Annotated in this window: 16 protein-coding genes and 2 pseudogenes; 17 read left to right on the top strand and 1 reads right to left on the bottom strand. The window is 44.0% G+C overall.

The genetic code is table 11. The features are described 5' to 3' along the window. The 7 genes from ACJMLT_RS08230 to ACJMLT_RS08200 form a co-directional block, all read left to right on the top strand. A partial coding sequence (locus ACJMLT_RS08230) for an XdhC family protein (protein WP_405729281.1) occupies window positions 1–453 on the top strand: 453 nt, incomplete at its 5' end. Between the two features lie 14 nt (window positions 454–467). Beyond that, a complete protein-coding gene (locus ACJMLT_RS08225) occupies window positions 468–1,490 on the top strand; it encodes an ABC transporter substrate-binding protein (protein WP_405729278.1) in 1,023 nt (340 codons plus the stop codon). A 3-nt stretch (window positions 1,491–1,493) separates the two neighbouring features. Beyond that, on the top strand, window positions 1,494–2,477 hold the full coding sequence (locus ACJMLT_RS08220; RefSeq protein ID WP_405729275.1) for a FecCD family ABC transporter permease: 984 nt from the start codon (window positions 1,494–1,496) through the stop codon (window positions 2,475–2,477). Further along, window positions 2,470–3,267, top strand: coding sequence for an ABC transporter ATP-binding protein (locus ACJMLT_RS08215; RefSeq protein WP_405729272.1), 798 nt, complete (start codon window positions 2,470–2,472; stop codon window positions 3,265–3,267). The genes ACJMLT_RS08220 and ACJMLT_RS08215 overlap by 8 nt, the downstream gene beginning before the upstream one ends. Before the next feature lies 1 nt (window position 3,268). Then, entirely contained in the window at window positions 3,269–3,601 is a 333-nt protein-coding gene (locus ACJMLT_RS08210; RefSeq protein ID WP_405729269.1) for a winged helix-turn-helix domain-containing protein, read from the top strand. After that, window positions 3,558–4,643, top strand: coding sequence for an NTP transferase domain-containing protein (locus ACJMLT_RS08205; protein ID WP_405729266.1), 1,086 nt, complete (start codon window positions 3,558–3,560; stop codon window positions 4,641–4,643). The genes ACJMLT_RS08210 and ACJMLT_RS08205 overlap by 44 nt, the downstream gene beginning before the upstream one ends. Window positions 4,644–4,739: 96 nt before the next feature. Beyond that, on the top strand, window positions 4,740–5,324 hold the full coding sequence (locus ACJMLT_RS08200; protein WP_405729263.1) for a xanthine phosphoribosyltransferase: 585 nt from the start codon (window positions 4,740–4,742) through the stop codon (window positions 5,322–5,324). Between the two features lie 121 nt (window positions 5,325–5,445). On the opposite strand, the pseudogene ACJMLT_RS08195 reads toward ACJMLT_RS08200, so the two are convergent. Beyond that, window positions 5,446–5,664: pseudogene (locus ACJMLT_RS08195) on the bottom strand (IS3 family transposase); the annotation flags it as partial. Window positions 5,665–5,667: 3 nt separating this feature from the next. Between ACJMLT_RS08195 and ACJMLT_RS08190 the strand changes: the two are divergent. The 10 genes and pseudogenes from ACJMLT_RS08190 to ACJMLT_RS08145 all read left to right on the top strand — a co-directional run. Continuing rightward, window positions 5,668–6,726, top strand: coding sequence for a phospholipase D-like domain-containing protein (locus ACJMLT_RS08190; protein ID WP_405729260.1), 1,059 nt, complete (start codon window positions 5,668–5,670; stop codon window positions 6,724–6,726). 478 nt (window positions 6,727–7,204) lie between these two features. Then, window positions 7,205–8,725, top strand: coding sequence for a YjjI family glycine radical enzyme (locus ACJMLT_RS08185; RefSeq protein WP_405729257.1), 1,521 nt, complete (start codon window positions 7,205–7,207; stop codon window positions 8,723–8,725). Then, window positions 8,722–9,567, top strand: coding sequence for a YjjW family glycine radical enzyme activase (locus ACJMLT_RS08180; protein ID WP_405729254.1), 846 nt, complete (start codon window positions 8,722–8,724; stop codon window positions 9,565–9,567). The genes ACJMLT_RS08185 and ACJMLT_RS08180 overlap by 4 nt, the downstream gene beginning before the upstream one ends. Window positions 9,568–9,617: 50 nt before the next feature. Next, window positions 9,618–10,562 (top strand): nucleoside hydrolase, encoded by a 945-nt coding sequence (locus ACJMLT_RS08175; RefSeq protein ID WP_405729251.1) that lies wholly within the window; start codon window positions 9,618–9,620, stop codon window positions 10,560–10,562. Window positions 10,563–10,612: 50 nt separating this feature from the next. Further along, window positions 10,613–11,659, top strand: coding sequence for a BMP family lipoprotein (locus ACJMLT_RS08170; protein WP_405729248.1), 1,047 nt, complete (start codon window positions 10,613–10,615; stop codon window positions 11,657–11,659). A gap of 117 nt (window positions 11,660–11,776) precedes the next feature. Next, a complete protein-coding gene (locus tag ACJMLT_RS08165; protein ID WP_405729245.1) occupies window positions 11,777–13,273 on the top strand; it encodes an ABC transporter ATP-binding protein in 1,497 nt (498 codons plus the stop codon). A 2-nt stretch (window positions 13,274–13,275) separates the two neighbouring features. Continuing rightward, window positions 13,276–14,325, top strand: a complete 1,050-nt coding sequence (locus ACJMLT_RS08160; protein WP_405729242.1) for an ABC transporter permease — start codon at window positions 13,276–13,278, stop codon at window positions 14,323–14,325. A gap of 1 nt (window position 14,326) precedes the next feature. After that, window positions 14,327–15,244: an ABC transporter permease gene (locus ACJMLT_RS08155; protein ID WP_405729239.1), complete on the top strand. Its 918-nt coding sequence runs from the start codon at window positions 14,327–14,329 to the stop codon at window positions 15,242–15,244. Between the two features lie 188 nt (window positions 15,245–15,432). Then, entirely contained in the window at window positions 15,433–16,764 is a 1,332-nt protein-coding gene (locus ACJMLT_RS08150; protein ID WP_405729236.1) for a uracil-xanthine permease family protein, read from the top strand. 72 nt (window positions 16,765–16,836) lie between these two features. Continuing rightward, a pseudogene (locus ACJMLT_RS08145) lies at window positions 16,837–16,952 on the top strand (molybdopterin dehydrogenase); the annotation flags it as partial.

Raw genomic sequence — 16,952 nt, 5'->3', positions numbered from 1 at the left:
GGAAAGGTGCAGAAGAACTTCGAAAATCTGCGAAAAGCAGGTGCAACGGAAGAACAGATTGCCTCTGTCCATGCGCCTATCGGGCTGAAGATCGGGGCGGTCACTCCTGCGGAAATTGCAGTCAGCATTCTTGCGGAAATCATTCAGGAGAAAAATAAAAAGCAGATTTCTTCTGTATCCAGAGAATTGCTGCATGTAAAAGAGAAAGGTACACTCTGTATCATCATCGAAAAGACGGGTTCTTCTCCACGAGGCGTGGGAAGTATGATGTTTGTAGGAGAAAATCAGATCATTGACAGCATTGGCGGCGGTGCGGTAGAATATGCGGCCATCCGTCAGGCGAAAGATGTGACAGAACCTATGATCAGAGATTATGATCTGAGTGATAAAGATAAAGTGGAACTGGGAATGATCTGCGGCGGCAGAAACAGAGTTCTGTTCATTCCCGTATAAGAAGGAGAAATATTATGAAAAAAAGAGTTTTTGCAATTTGTATGGCATTGATGATGCTGTTTTCTATGGCAGCCTGCGGTAATACTGCAGAGAATACAGGAACAGCAACAAGCACAGATGGAGTGTATCCTGTTACAATCACAGACCATGCAGGTCGTGAAGTGGTGATCGAAGAAGAACCTGAAACCATCATCAGTGGGTACTATATCACAACGAGTATGCTGATCGGTCTGGGTCAGGCGGATAAACTGGTAGGTGTGGAGAATACACCGGAAAAAAGACCTGTATATGGTCTGAGTGCGCCTGCGCTGCTGGAACTGCCTACACTGGGCACAGTAAAAGAATTTGATCTGGAAGAATGTGCGGTCATTGATCCTGATCTGGTGATTCTTCCTTACAAACTGAAAGATATCACACCTTCTCTGGAACAGCTGGACATCCCTGTTTTGGTGGTGAAGCCTGAAACACAGGCATTGCTGGCAGAAACCATTGCCATGCTGGGGGATGCGGCAGGCTGTGCAGAAAAAGCCGATGAAATGCAGGCATTTATCGATAAAGAACTGGCAGAGCTGGAAACTGCGCTGACAGATGTGGAAGAACCTTCTGTGTATCTGGCAGGCAACAGTTCCATGCTTTCCACAGCAGGCCCCGAAATGTATCAGCATTGTCTGATCGAAAACGGCGGTGGGAAAAATGTGGCAGAAGTGCTGACAGATACTTACTGGGCGGAAATTTCCTATGAACAGCTGCTGGCATGGGATCCTGAAGTGATCATTCTGGCGGCGGATGCGGCTTACAGCGTGGAAGATGTACTGGCGGATAAAGTACTGGCAGACTGTACAGCAGTGAAAAACAATGCAGTTTATCGCATCCCCAATGCAATCGAGTGCTGGGATTCTCCTGTTCCCGGCAGTGTGCTGGGATGCCTGTGGCTGGCATCTGTGCTCCATGGAGATGTTTACCCTGCGGCAGAATATGAAACAGCAGTAACTGAATTTTATGAAACATTTTATGGTTTTACTCCGGAGTTGAATTGATGTATGAAGAAAAGCAGTAAGATCAAAAATATAATATTGCTGATGACACTGGTCTTGCTGGTGGGCTTCATTCTTTCGCTGTTTGTGGGGAAATATCCCCTTTCTTTTGAAGAACTGATGGCAGGGGAAGAACAGGCGATGCGAGTGTTTCTGACCCTTCGTCTGCCCAGATCCTGCATGGCGGTTCTGGCAGGCTTTGGACTGGGTGTGGCAGGGATGGTATATCAGACGGTGTTTCGTAACCCTCTGGCATCTCCCGATATGATCGGGGTATCTTCCGGGGCAAGTGCAGGGGCAGCGTTTGCGATCCTTTTCCTGACGGGCTCTGCCTTTGTAGTCATGGGAAGTGCCTTTTTAGGCAGTATGATCGCGGTTGTCCTTGTTCTGGCATTGACCTCCATTGCGCCGGAAAAGGGGAATGCATCTATCGTTCTGGCGGGGATTGCCATTCATTCTCTGGCACAGACCATTCTGATGGTGCTGAAATTATCTGCAGATCCGGAGAAAGAACTGGCATCTATCGAATATTGGATCATGGGCAGCCTGAACGGGATCACTCTGGATAAACTGCCTGTCCCTTTTGTGCTGTCCGTACTTTGCATGGCGGCATTGTTCCTGTTACATAGGCAGGTATTGCTTCTTTCAGTAGAAGAAGCAGAGGCGGCACTGCTGGGGGTTCCTGTGGAAAAAATGCGTCTTTGCATCCTGCTCCTGGCAACATTGGTGGTTGCGGCGACAGTCAGTGTGACAGGGATCATCAGTTTTGTAGGTCTTCTGGCACCGCATTGTGCAAGACTTCTGACAAAAGATAACCGTATCCATTCCTTGTGGCTCAGTGGTTTGTTGGGTGGCAGTATTCTTTGCATAGCGGATATTCTGGCGAGAAGTGCGGCGGCTAGTGAGCTGCCCGTCAGTGTGTTTACATCCCTGTTGGGGGCACCATTCCTCATCTGGCTGCTATTGAGAAGGAGAAATGAAAATGTCTGAAAAAATGATTTTTTCTGCAGAGCATATTTCTGCAGGCTATGGCAAAAAAACTGTCATCCATGACATTTCCTGTTCTTTGCAGGCAGGCACTTTAACAGCCCTCATCGGCGCCAACGGCAGCGGCAAGACCACTTTGATCAGATGTATTGCAAACCAGCTCAGTCATGGTGGAAAAAGTATCCTGCAGGGAGAATGTCTGGAGGAAATGTCCGTAAAGGGACTGGCGAGAAAAGTCAGTTATATCCCTCAGAAAAGCGGTATCAAAATTTCTCTTCCTGTTCTGGATGTGGTGATGATGGGTTTCAATCCTGTGATGAAGCTGATGCAGAGGCCTTCGAAAGAACAGGAGAACAGAGCAAAAGAAGCACTGATGGCCGTTGGCCTTGGCGGATATGAAAAGATTGACTATCTGACTTTGAGCGAAGGGCAGAAGCAGCTGGTATTCCTTGCGAGGACGCTGATCGAAGATACGTCCTTGCTTCTGCTGGACGAGCCTGACAGCGCCCTTGACCTGCAGAACAGATATCTTATTATGAAACACCTGAAAACAATGGTCATGGAAAGAGAACAGGCAGGTCTTCTGTGCCTGCATGACCCTGTGCTGGCTCTGCGTTTCTGTGAACAGTTGATTTTATTAAAAGACGGCCGCTGTGTCGGTGTTCTGCATCCGGGGGAAGATTCGCTGGAGAAAATGGAAGCGGCTTTGAAAGAAATATACGGAGATATTTCTCTGATCGAATGTACAGATAAAAATGGAATACGTCACCTGACGGTGCTTTGGGAGGGATGACATGAGAGCGGCAACCAGCATTTATTTATATAAAGAAGATGTTCGTTTTTTTGGAGAAGGCCCCTGCAGACTTCTTCGAGGCATTCAGGAAGGTGGTTCCTTGCGGGCAGCGGCATTGAAAATGGGCCTATCTTATTCCAAAGCAATCGGAATTATCAATCGTGCGGAAGAGGCACTGGGTTTTTCGCTGACGGAAAAACAGATCGGTGGAAAAGGCGGTGGAGGAAGTATACTGACCGCTGAGGCCGTTGTATTTCTGGAAAAATATGAAGCGTATCGGGAGGCATGTTATGAAGCAAACAGAAAGCTGTATCTGGAATTCTTTTCTGAATAGCGGAAAAAAGCATCTGATCCTGACAGGAACCCACCGTGCAGGCAAAACAACAAGGTTTCGATCATTCTGCGGACATCTGAAGGAGATGGGTGAGCCTTTGCCCGGCATTACCACGTATGCCGTACCTGGCAGGGAAGTGCTTCTGAAAGAGAATGATAGTGGACAGGAAAGGAAGATCGGCATTTTTGATCCTGCAGCAAAAGGGAGCCCTATGCGTACAGTAACGGAGGGTTTTTTGGAACTGGGCTGCCCTGCTCTTTATCGTATGGCAGAAAGCAAAGGGGATTGGGTTTCCATCGATGAACTTGGTTTTCTGGAAAGCAATGAACTGACCTTTCAGGAGACTGTCAGAAATGTTTTTGATAAAAAAAGAGTTCTTGCTGTACTCAGAAAACAGGATCTTCCTTTTCTGAATGAACTGAGAGAACGAGAGGATGTTTATCTGGTTGACCTGGATGGGATGCACAAAAAAGTCGGCTGTGTCATCATGGCATCTGGGATGAGTGTGCGGTTTGGGGAAAATAAATTATTTGTGGAGATCGGTGGCAAAACATTTCTGCAGAGGATTCTGGAAGCAACAGAAGGTATTTTTCTGAAAAGGACAGTTGTGACAAGAAATGCCGATGTGGCAGAGTACTGCAGAGAAAAAGGTGTGGATGTCATTCTGCATGAACTGCCTGACAGAAACGATACTGTCCGTTTGGGAGCAGAATTTCTGGCGGATATGGACGGGATCGTGTTCTGCGCCTGTGACCAGCCGATGCTTTCCAGAGAAAGCCTGCTGAAACTGAGAAATGCTTTCTCTTTCGAAAAGAAAAATCTGCTGCGTCTGGCCTGTGGGGAACAGTTAGGCATGCCTGCGCTTTTTGGAAAAGAATATGCGGAGGAATTGAAGCATCTTCCAAAGGGAAAAGGTGGTTCTTATCTTTTGAAAAAGTATGCAGAAAATGTAGCCTGCGTTCAGGTGGAGGATCCTCTGGAACTTTTTGATGTGGATACAAAAGAAGAACTGGAAAGGCTGCAGAAAAGTGCCTTTTTTTGATCAGGAAAAAGAGTACTTTGGTTGCGATAAGAACTGTTTTTCAGTATAATTTTATGAGTAAAAAGTAAGATAGGGTATTCGGGGAGGGCATTACAAATGAATTTTCTGGAAGAAAGAATTTTGAAAGATGGCGTGGTAAAGGAAGGCAATGTTCTGAAAGTTGACAGTTTTCTGAATCATCAGATGGATATCGACCTGATCAACGAAATGGGCAAAGAATGGAAACGTCGTTTTGCTGATAAAAATATCAATAAGATCCTGACAATCGAAGCATCAGGCATTGGTATTGCATGCATCGCTGCGCAGCACTTTGGTGTGCCTGTGGTATTTGCGAAAAAAGCGAAGAGCATCAATATTGATGGTGAAGTATATATTGCAGAAGTAAAATCTTTCACACATAAAAAAGTAAATCAGGTTATCCTGTCTAAAAGATTTCTGAGCAGTGCAGACCATGTTCTGCTGATCGATGACTTTCTGGCAAATGGGGATGCCCTGCAGGGGCTGATTTCCATCTGCAACGAAGCAGGGGCTACAGTCGAAGGGATCGGTATTGCCATTGAAAAAGGTTTTCAGATCGGCGGTACTGTAATCAGAAACTTTGGTTATGATCTGGAATCTTTGGCAATCGTGGAAGGAATGAACCATGAAACAGGAGAAGTGTTTTTCAGAGAACAGAAATAAGGAACAGTTCAAAACAGAAAAGGACGCTGCAGCAGCGGATGTCAGATAAGAAAATAAAAAACCGAAAGAAAGTCTTGTGAAGTGAACCCAAAAAGTTAGACAATATTTAACTTTATATTGATCAAGCGGCTAATAGGGCTTGTTGTCTGTGAATTGCAGGTGGCAAGCCCTTTAACTTTGCTTTGATACGTCGATTATTATAATAATCCAGATATTCGATCAATTCCTGTTTGAAGTGATTCATTGATTCAAACTCCTGAAGATAAAACAACTCTGTTTTCAGTAAACCAAAGAAGTTTTCCATTACGACATTGTCCAGACAATTTCCCTTACGACTCATACGATGCAGCCATTTCTGGATTTGTTAAAAGAAGCGGCCAGAGATAAACACGTAAGATCGATCAGTATCACATTGTATCGTCTGGCGAATAATTCGAAGGTGGCAAAATATCTGATGGAAGCGGCGGAAAACGGAAAACACGTAACCGTTCTGGTGGAATTGCGGGCACGCTTTGATGAAAAAAATAATATCGAGTGGGCTAAATTACTGGAGGAATCCGGCTGTCATATTATTTATGGACAGGAAAGGTTCAAGTGTCATTCCAAGATCTGTCTGATCACATATCAGGAAAAGAATCATATTTCCTATATCACGCAGATCGGCACAGGGAATTATAACGAAAAGACAGCAGCGATCTATACAGACTTCTGTTTGCTGAGCGCAAATGAGGAAATCGGGAAAAATGCAGCGGCCTTTTTCTCGAATATGATGATCGGCAATCTTCATGAGAGTTATTCCCGTCTGTTGATTGCACCCCGAGATATGAAACCGGGATTGTTCCGTCTGATCGATAACGAGATCGCGAAAGGAAAAAACGGCAGGATCATTATTAAAACAAATTCCATCACGGAAAGAGATCTGATCGATAAACTGATGCAGGCATCCTGTGCCGGTGTACAGATCGATCTGATCGTGCGGGGGATCTGCTGTATTCTGCCCGGGATTCCCGGAAAAACAGAAAATATTCGCATCATAAGTATTGTGGGACGTTTTCTGGAACATTCCAGAATCTATTGCTTTGGGAATGGAGAACTGCGTCAGATCTATATTTCCTCTGCGGATATTATGACCAGAAATCAGGAGCACCGCGTGGAAATTGCGTGTCCGATTTTGGCTGATGAACACCGCAGATGGTTTTCTTTCTATATTGATCTGCTACTGGCTGACAATGTGAAGGCTAAACGAATGACTTCTCAGGGTACATACGAAAGAAATCAGAAAGAAAATGCAGATCCGCTGGATGCACAGAAATATTTTGTGGAACACTTTATTTCTTTTAAAAAGCAGGAAATAAAGAAAAAAGGACTTTTTGGAATGTTTTTTTGCAGGATCTTGCCGTAAGTATTCCGCGAAGCTGTTAAAATAGGAAAGGGAATCTGGATCAGGTGTCTGAAGAAACAGAGTGATCCGGTGAGTTGAACAGCGGCAGTTCTTGCAGGGCGCAGGAAAGTACGACAGAAAAATTTGGTGAAAGCGTGATATAAGGCGGTGCAGCTGCACCGCCTTTTTGTGTTCCTTTTTTCTGACAGGCGTCGGGTGGGATACAGGGAATCTGAGAATGATTTTTCGGATAAAAACATTCTTTCAGTCGGTACATTTATAGAGAAAATTTTACATAGAAAGATAGTTTGTGAATGAAATGAATTGACAGTTTAACCCCGTTTTTGTAGAATAAAATTGTATTCTTGTGAATATTGTAAGGGGGATACTCTGTATACCTGGACAGAGAGAAGGGATCGCCCGATAGTATATATGGAGTATCTTTCATTTTTGATCAAAGTGATAAAAATAATAAAAAAGAAAAGGAGAGGTGAACCTGATGAATATTGGCAACTTGAAAAATGATGTAATGTCTGTCATTAATAATAGTGCTTTAACACATGAACAGGCGATGATGAGCTTATCTTCTATTCCGATGAACTATGTTGAGTTTTTTGAAACAACTCCGAAGTTCAGAGAATTGGTTGAAGCTGGTGTCCTCTGTACAATGACAGAAGGCAATGCAACCTATTGTCCACGCTACATTTTGCCTGATTATGAAAAACTGATGCGTGAAGGCTGCAAATTCCTTCGTCTGGATCCTCCTACAAATTTATGGGAAGCGGTAACAGCCCTGGAAATTTTTTATCGTCACATTCCATCTGTAACACATTATCCTGTATATCTGGGTAATGTAGATAAGATGCTGGAACCTTTTATTGAAGATGAAGAGGAAGCAAGAAAACTGATTCGTCATTTCATGTTTTTCCTGGATCGTACGATTTCTGACTCCTACTGCCATATGAATCTGGGTCCTGAAGCAACACGCGCAGGCAGAATTATTGCAGAAGTTCAGAAAGAATTTAAAGATAATGCGATCCCCGCAATCACGCTGAAATATGATCCGGACATCACACCCGATGATTTTGCTGTATCTTGTGTAGAATGTGCGCTGGCATGTGCAAAACCCAGCTTTGCAAATCACAAGGAATATAACAAGTTATATGATGTGCCTTATGGTATTGCAAGCTGCTATAATGCACTACCTGTTGGCGGCGGCGCGTTTACGCTTTCCCGTATCGTTTTCAGCCACATGGCAGAACGTGCTTATAACAGTGAACATCTGATCGAAACACTGCTGCCTGAAGCAGTAGCAGAATTGTGTGCATATATCGAAAAGAAAATCACTTTCCTGGTAGAAGAAACACATTTCTTTAAATCTAATTTCCTGGTACAGGAAGGTTTCTTGCATCTGGATCGTTTTACCGGAATGTTTGGTATGGTTGGTATGAACGAATGTGTCAACATCCTGATGGAAAAAGACGGTAAGACAGGTACTTATGGATACAGTGAAGAAGCAGACGCACTGGCAAAACGTATTCTGGATAAACTGACCGAGTGTGTAGAAAGTTTTGAAAGCCGTTATTGTGATGTAACGAACCATCGTTTCTCTCTGCATGCACAGGTTGGTATCGCAGAAGACTACTCCATCAGCCCCGGCGTGCGTATTGCCATCGGCGATGAACTGCCTTTGCATGAACATCTGATTCACTGCAGCCAGTTCCACCCTTACTTCAAGTCCGGTGTTGGCGATATCTTCCCCTTCGATGAAACAGCAAAACGTAACCCTGAAGCGCTGCTGGATATGATCAAGGGCGGTTTTGAAATGGGTATGCGCTATTTCTCTACATACGGGGATGATGCGGATGTTATTCGTATTACCGGATATCTCGTTAAAAAATCTGACATTGCGAAGCTGGATGCCGGTGTTGCGGTACAGCAGGCAAATGCGATGTGGGGTCTGGGCGAAGTGAAAAATAGTCGTATTTATGAAAGAAAGGTTAGATCTCTGGAAGAATGAAGAAAGCGATTGTAAATAAGATCATTCACTCCAGTGTAGTGGATGGCCCAGGAAACAGGGCTGCGATATTTCTGCAGGGCTGCAATTATACCTGCGGATACTGTCACAATCCTGAAACGATCCGCTTGTGCGTTCATTGTGGGAAGTGTGTCGAAGTCTGTCCGGCAGGTGCTCTTACGATGGAAGTGGGAAAAGTGAACTGGGATCCCAAAGCATGCTGTGAATGTGACGCATGTCTGAGTGCTTGTCCGAATATGTCTACACCGAAAACCGCAGAATATTCTGCAGAAGAGATCATGGAAGCTTTGAAAAAAGATCTTCCCTTTGTTCGCGGCATTACAGTTTCCGGCGGAGAATGTTCTTTGCAACGAGATTTTCTGGTAGAACTGTTTACTTTGGTGAAAGCCAAAAAGAAAACGACATTGATGGACAGCAACGGCAGTTATGATTACACGGCAGACGAAGAACTGATGGCGGTCTGTGATGGCGTAATGCTGGATGTTAAGGCATGGGATGATGCAGACCATATCAAACTGGCAGGAACGAGCAGCAGTCCTGTGATTGATAATGCAGTGAAACTGGCGAAAGCCGGAAAATTGGAAGAAATCCGTACTGTAGTTGTTCCTGGATATCTGGACAATAAAAAAACAGTAGATCAGATTACAAAACTGCTGGCACCACTGCAGGGAGAAAAGCCGATTCGCTACCGGATCAGTGCATACCGTCCCTTTGGTGTCCGTGAACCTTATCGCAGTCAGATGATCAGTCCTTCTCGCGAAGAACTGGAAGAACTGGCAGAGATCGCGAGAAGCAATGGTTTTCATGAAATTGTAATCATTTAAGGTAGTTGTACTTTAATGATAGAGAAATGATGAGAGGAGGTGCAATGACAATGAAGATGTTTATTGATTGCGATCCTGGTGTAGATGATTCTCTGGCAATTTTATTTGCCTTAAATCGCCCGGATGTAGAAGTAGTCGGTATTTCTACCAGCACAGGCAACGTAACAGCTGCACAAGGGGCTGAAAATGCACTGCGTATCCTGAAATTAGCAGGCATGGAAGGGAAAATTCCTGTATGTGCGGGGGCAGAAAAGCCACTGGTAGGAGAGGTAGAAGATTTCCCTGACTTTATTCATGGTAAGAATGGCATGGGCGATGTTGAACTTCCCCCTACGGAACAGAAGGTTGTAGATATGGATGTTTCTGATTTCATGTATCAGAAAGCCTGCGAATATGAAGGAGATCTGGTTCTGATTTCTTTGGGTCGCATGACAAATCTGGCAAACACCTTGACGAAATATCCTGATTATGCCAAAAAGATCAAACGCGTGGTTGCTATGGGGGGGACTATTTATTCTCATGGCAATGTCAGCCCTGTTGTGGAAGCGAATATAGGCGGTGATCCCGAAGCGGCGGATATAGCTATGACGGCAGAATGGGATATGACTCTGGTTGGCCTGGATGTAACGCTGAAGACACATCTGACAAGAAGTGATGTGGACAAACTTCTGCGCTGCTGTCTGCCGGAAAAGAAAGGTATGGTTTCCTTTGTTTCTGAGGAACTCAGATACTACATGAATGGCAGCCGCAAGCAGAACTATACCATGGAGTATAGCCCTTTGCATGATCCTTTGGCGATGGTAGTGGCAGTTGATCCCAGCGTGGTTCATACACGCAAAATGGTAACACGCGTGGAATGCGGTGGCACATGGTGCCGTGGGAAGGTTGTAGTAGACCTGCGTGAACAGCCAATTGAGGGCAGATTTGTAGAGCATTGTCTGGATGTTGATTCCAGAAAGGCTCTGAATATTCTGTTTGCAGCATTCCAAAATTAAACAATCCATACATATGGCTATTAATAGTTATAAGACAGGAGGAGATTATTATGAAAAACTTTAAGAAATTCATTTCTATGCTGCTGGTTATGGTAATGACCTTTGCGTTGGCAGCATGCGGTGGCAACGAAACAGCAGGTGAAGAAGCTGGCACATCCGGTATTAAAGCAGCTTGTGTACTGGGTATCGGTGGCCTGGGTGACCAGGGTTACAATGACCTGATCTATGCTGGTATGGAACGTGCAAAAGCAGAACTGGGTATCGAATTTGACTATGCAGAACCCAAACAGGTTACAGATTTCGAACAGATCCTGCGTGATATGTCTGATTCTGGTGAATACGAAGTTATCATCTGCGTAGGTTTCGAACAGATGGATGCACTGACAAATGTATGTGCAGACTATCCCGATCAGGGCTATGCTTACATCGATGGTTTTGTTGATGCACCTAACGTAGTAAACTACTCTTGTCGTGAACAGGAAGGTTCTTTCCTGATTGGTGCGCTGGCAGCGCTGATGAAAGCAGATGCAGCAACATACGGTGTTGCAGACAATGCTACAATCGGTTTTGTTGGTGCGATGGAAAATGACACAATCCTGCGTTTTGCAGCAGGCTATGATGCAGGTGCAAAATACATCAACCCCGATATTAACGTAGATATTCAGTATGTAGCAGGTGACAACCCCTTCGGTGACACAACAACAGCAAAAGAAATCGCTCTGAGCCAGTTCAACAAAGGCTCCGACATTATCTACCACGCTGCAGGCGGTTCCGGTCTGGGTGTATTTACAGCTGCAAAAGAAGCTGATTTCATTGCAATCGGCTGTAACTCCAACCAGAATATCATGGATCCCGATCACATCGTTGCTTCCATGCTGAAACGTGTTGACACAGCTTCTTTCGAAATCGTGAAAGCTGCTTCTGAAGGTACACTGAAACTGGGTGAAGAAGTTGTTCTGGGTCTGGACCAGGGCGGTATCGGTTATACACTGGAAGGCAGCAATATTCAGGTTTCCGATGAAATCGTTAACAAACTGTCCGAACTGGAACAGAAAGTTATCAGTGGCGAAGTTGTAGTTCCCGTTAACTTTAAATAATAGGATTTCCTGGATTACCGCTATGTTTTTGCATATGCGGTAATCCGCTTTTATGAAAGAGGCGGCGATGCTACCATGTCGTATGGAGTAGATATTGCTGTATAAGAGGTATAATTCATGTATGTAGTAGAAATGTTGGGGATCACAAAAAAATTTGGTGATTTCTATGCTAACCGAGATATAAATCTTCAGATTGAAAAAGGTGAAATTCACTGTTTGCTTGGTGAAAATGGCGCCGGTAAAACGACTTTAATGAACGTTTTATTCGGTTTATATAAGCCGGAAGCAGGAACACTGAAAGTCAATGGTCAGGAAGTGACCAATCATTCTTCCCGTAATGCGCTTCAGCTTGGCCTGGGGATGGTGCATCAGCACTTTATGCTGGTAGATGCATTGACTGTATGGGAAAATGTTGTGGTAGGCCATGAACTGGGAAAATTTTCTATTCCCAGAAAAGAAAGCATTGAAGCAGTGCAGAAATTGGCAGACCAGTACCATTTTGACCTGGACGTAACAGAAAAAGTATCTGAATTGTCTGTTGGTAAAAAGCAGAGAGTTGAAATTTTGAAAACACTGTACCGCGGTGCAAATATCATCATTCTGGATGAGCCAACAGCTGTATTGTCTCCTCCGGAAGTACTGCAGCTTCTGGATATCCTGAGAGATATGAGAAAAGAAGGCAAAACGATCGTATTCATTACGCATAAGCTGAATGAAACAAAGGCTGTTGCGGATCGAGTAACGGTTTTGCGTGCCGGTCAGACGATTTGTACTGTAGAGGTAGAAGGCAGAGAAGCTTCTGATTTTGCAAATTTGATGGTAGGCCGCGAAGTATCTTTTGATATGGAACGTCCTGAAGTTCCCAAAGGGGACGTGGTACTGTCTCTGAAAAATGTTCGTTTGCTGCCTAATGCACAGGAAACAGTATCTTTTGATATTCGTGCCGGTGAAATTGTCGGTATCGCAGGTGTAGAAGGCAATGGTCAGCAGCAGCTGGAAGAAATGATTATGGGTCTGATCAAGTGCAAAGAAGGCAGCATCAGCCTTTTGGGAGAGGATATTACCCATTGGAGCACAAAGAAACGTTGTGCAAAGGGGATCGGATATATCCCTTCTGACCGTCATGCAAGAGCGATCCTGCCCGGATTTTCTATCAGAGACAATTACCTGCTGGGCACACAGTTTTCTGATAAGTATGTAAAAAAAGGAATTATCGATTATAAAAAATTAAATGAACAGACAGATGCTTTGATGAAACATTTCGATGTTCGTGCAACAAGTGAAAAGCAGAATATCGGTTCTCTTTCTGGTGGTAATCAGCAGAAAATGGTACTGAGCCGTGAGGTAGATAAAAATGCGGATTTAATCATTGCATGTCAGCCGGTTCGTGGGCTGGATATTGGTGCGATTCAGTATATCCACAAAGTTTTGATGGATCTTCGCAGTCAGGGCAAAGCGGTGTTATTGATCTCTGCAGAATTGACAGATATTCGTCAGCTCAGCGATCGCATTGCGGTTCTGTATAAAGGTGAAGTACTGGCAATGAAGAAAAATGAAGAATTATCCACGGAAGCGATTGGCTTACTGATGGCTGGACAGAGAGAGAGAGAGTAAATATGAAAAAAATAATAAATCTGAAACAGAACATGAATGAGATAGTGCTTTCTGTTGCGGCGATTGTACTTTCCTTGATCTTGGCTTCTCTGATCATGGTGATGTCCGGTTATAATCCAATTGTGGCATATTCTGCAATGTTAGAGGGGGCTTTTGGTTCCACAAATGCAATCGCGAATACATTAGCCAAAACGACACCCTTACTTCTGGTGGGGCTGGCATGTGCCTTTGCGAATAAAGGCGGTATTTTCAATATCGGTGGCGAAGGTCAGCTTTATATGGGTGCATTCTGCGCAGCGGTAGTAGCACTGAGCATGCAGGGCATGCCTCGTTTGGTCGTAATCGTTGTATGTTTGCTGATTGGTGCCATTGCAGGCGGTATGGTCGGAGCATTTAATGGCTTTTTAAAAGCGAAAATGCAGATCAATGAAGTTATCGTGGCAATTATGCTGAACTATATCTGCAAATTTACAACAAGCCATTTTGTAAATGGTCCTTTGAAAGAAGAAGGCAGCCAGGCAGCGGTTACAGCTGCGATTGCAGATGAGTACTTTTTGACAAAACTGATTCCAAAAACACAGCTGACAACAGCATTTATTTTGGCACTGATTCTTGTAGTGGTACTGTATTTCTTCTTTGAAAAAACACGTATGGGCTATAACATCCGTGCAGTGGGTGAAAATCCAAGAGCAGCACAGGCTGCAGGTGTTGCGATGTCCAGAACAGCAATCCTGACAATGGGTATCAGTGGTGCTTTAGCAGGTTTTGCAGGTGCTACAGAAGTATTTGGTAAGATGGGCAGATTCATTGATCTGTTTTCTCCCGGGTACGGTTTTACAGGTATTGCGGTAGCAGTTTTGGGTCGTAATAATCCATTTGCGGTACTTTTGAGTGCATTACTTTTCGGTATCATTGAAGCCGGTTCTATGAAAATGAGTTATCAGGCAGGTATTTCCACAAGCATGATCAATGTTATGCAGGGTCTGGTAATCCTCTTTGTAGCAACACCGGCTCTGGTGAAAGCATTTAAAATTAAGAAGGGCGGTAAGTAATATGGAAATTTTTGAAAGTATTTTTTCGATGAATATGCTTATGATCACCCTTCGTATGGCTGTTCCTCTGGTTATTGCTTCTATTGGCAGTGTTCTTTGTGAACGTAGTGGTATTATCAACCTTGGCATCGAAGGTATGATGCTGATTGGTGCATTTGGCGCTGTTGTTGGTGCTCATTTTACGGGGATTGCTTGGCTGGGCGTTCTTACCGGCATTATTGCAGGCGGTCTGTTTGGTCTGATTCATGCGGTTCTCTGCATTAAATTTCGTACAAACCAGTCTGTAAGTGGTGTTGGTATCAACATTTTTGCTTCTGGTCTTACGATCGTACTTTGTCGTGCAATCTGGGAATCCGACGGTAGCAGCGGCAGTGTCGCACAGATTTCCAATGTGACTGTTCCCGGGCTGAGCCAGATTCCAATCCTTGGTCAGTTCTTTGAAAAGCAGTCTCCTTTTCTGTATCTGACAGCTGTGATCGTGTTTGTTTCTTGGTATGTGCTGTATAAAACAAATATTGGTTTACGTCTGCGTACTATTGGCGATCATCCCAAGGCTGCGGCAACAGCCGGTGTAAATGTTACGAAATATCGTTATGTTTGCGTTATCCTGTGCGGCATGCTTTGTGGTCTGGCGGGAGCATATCTTTCTGTAGACCAGAGCAATTTGTTTGTAAAAGAAATGGTTGCAGGCCGTGGCTTTATGGCATTAGCGGCAACGATTTTCGGCGGTTGGAATCCTGCAGGTTCCTTATTGGCAAGTTTGCTGTTTGCATTTGCACAGGGCATCAGAATTACTGTTGATCTGGCGTTGCCCCAGAGAATTTTACAGATGGTACCTTATCTGTTGACTCTGGTTGTTCTGATTGTATTCAGAAGAAGAGCACAGGGCCCTCAGGCTGCAGGTGATATTAAGGACTGATTTCATTCAATCTTTATCGAAAATATAGAAAGTTCTTGGCATGATAAAAAATCAGGTCAGGAACTTTCTTTTTTATTTTTACGCTCCGGTTCAGAATGCTGATTTTATTGTTTCTTATGGGGGATTATAGTATAATTTAATGGATTATAGTATTCGGTTTTAAGCAAAAATTTAGGAGGCAAAAACGAATGGAAGGGAAAAATTGCAGTATTAGCAATATCTATCAGTTAGAGGGGCGCGTGCCATTATTAAAGGCGATTCCCTTTGGTCTGCAGCATATTTTGGCGATGTTTGTTGCAAACCTGACACCAATTACTATTATTGCAGCGGCAGGGGGATTATCTCAGGCAGAGATTGCGATTTTGCTGCAGAATGCAATGTTTATCGCGGGGATTGCAACATTGATTCAGTTATATCCCGTCTGGAAAGTCGGTTCCGGTTTGCCTATTGTCATGGGGGTTAGCTTTACGTTTGTTACAGTATTGTGTACAGTAGCAGCGAATTATGGATATCCCGGTGTTATGGGTGCTGTTCTGGTCGGCGGTGTTTTTGAAGGTACATTGGGTTTATTGGCAAAATACTGGAGAAAAATCATTTCTCCCATTGTTGCGGCTTCCGTAGTAACAGCAATCGGTATGTCCTTGTTTGCAGTAGGTGCAAGATCTTTTGGCGGCGGCTATGCAGAAGATTTTGGTTCTGCACAGAATCTGCTCTTAGGTACGATCACTTTGGCTGTATGCTTAGGCTGGAATTGTTTTGCAAAGGGTTATCTGAAACAGCTGTCTGTTTTGGTTGGCTTGTTGGTTGGCTATATTGTGGCTATTTTTATGGGTAAAGTAGACCTGTCTGTTATTTTCTCCGGAGGATTTGTTTCTTTCCCTAAAATTATGCCTTATAAACCGGAATTCCATGCAGGTGCGATCCTTTCTGTTTGCATTATTTATCTGGTTTCTGCGGCAGAAACAATCGGTGACACAACAGCAATGGTATCCACGGGTTTGAACAGAGATATTACAGATAGAGAAATTTCCGGCTCTTTGGCTTGCGATGGATATTCTTCTGCACTTTCTTCCTTTTTTGGTACACCACCCGTAACATCCTTCTCTCAGAATGTAGGTTTGATTGCAATGACAAAGGTTGTAAACAGATTTGCGATTATGACAGGTGCCGGCTGTATGATTCTGGCAGGTCTTTTGCCTCCTGTTGGCAATTTCTTTGCTTCTTTGCCTGAATCGGTATTGGGCGGCTGTACGATTATGATGTTTGGTACCATTATGACATCCGGTATGCAGATGGTTGCAAAAGCAGGTTTTACGCAGAGAAATATTACCATTGCGGCGTTATCTCTGGCCGTAGGTACAGGTTTTACTGCTGCGAGTGAGATCGACTTATGGAGAGTTTTCCCGGAAATGGTACAGTCTGTATTTTCTGCCAATGTAGTAGCGGTAGTATTTGTGGTAGCCATTGTTCTGAATCTTGTATTGCCAAAAGATATGGATTTGGAAAAGATGGAACATTGATCAGACATAAGTTCTACATGGAAATGTAGCAGTAAAAATAAAAATTCTGATGATTGAGAAGGAGGCACAGCTATGCTGAAGATCAGTCAATATGTAAAAGTTTCCAGTCTGGAAGAGGCATACGAACTGAATCAGAAGAAAAATAATGTCATTGTCGGTGGGATGCACTGGCTGAAAATGATGGACAA

Source organism: Anaerotignum sp., from assembly GCF_045122575.1.
Lineage (GTDB): Bacteria > Bacillota > Clostridia > Lachnospirales > Anaerotignaceae > Anaerotignum_A.
The sequence above is the reverse complement of the archived record's forward strand: the minus strand, read 5'-3'. Positions and strand labels throughout refer to the sequence as shown.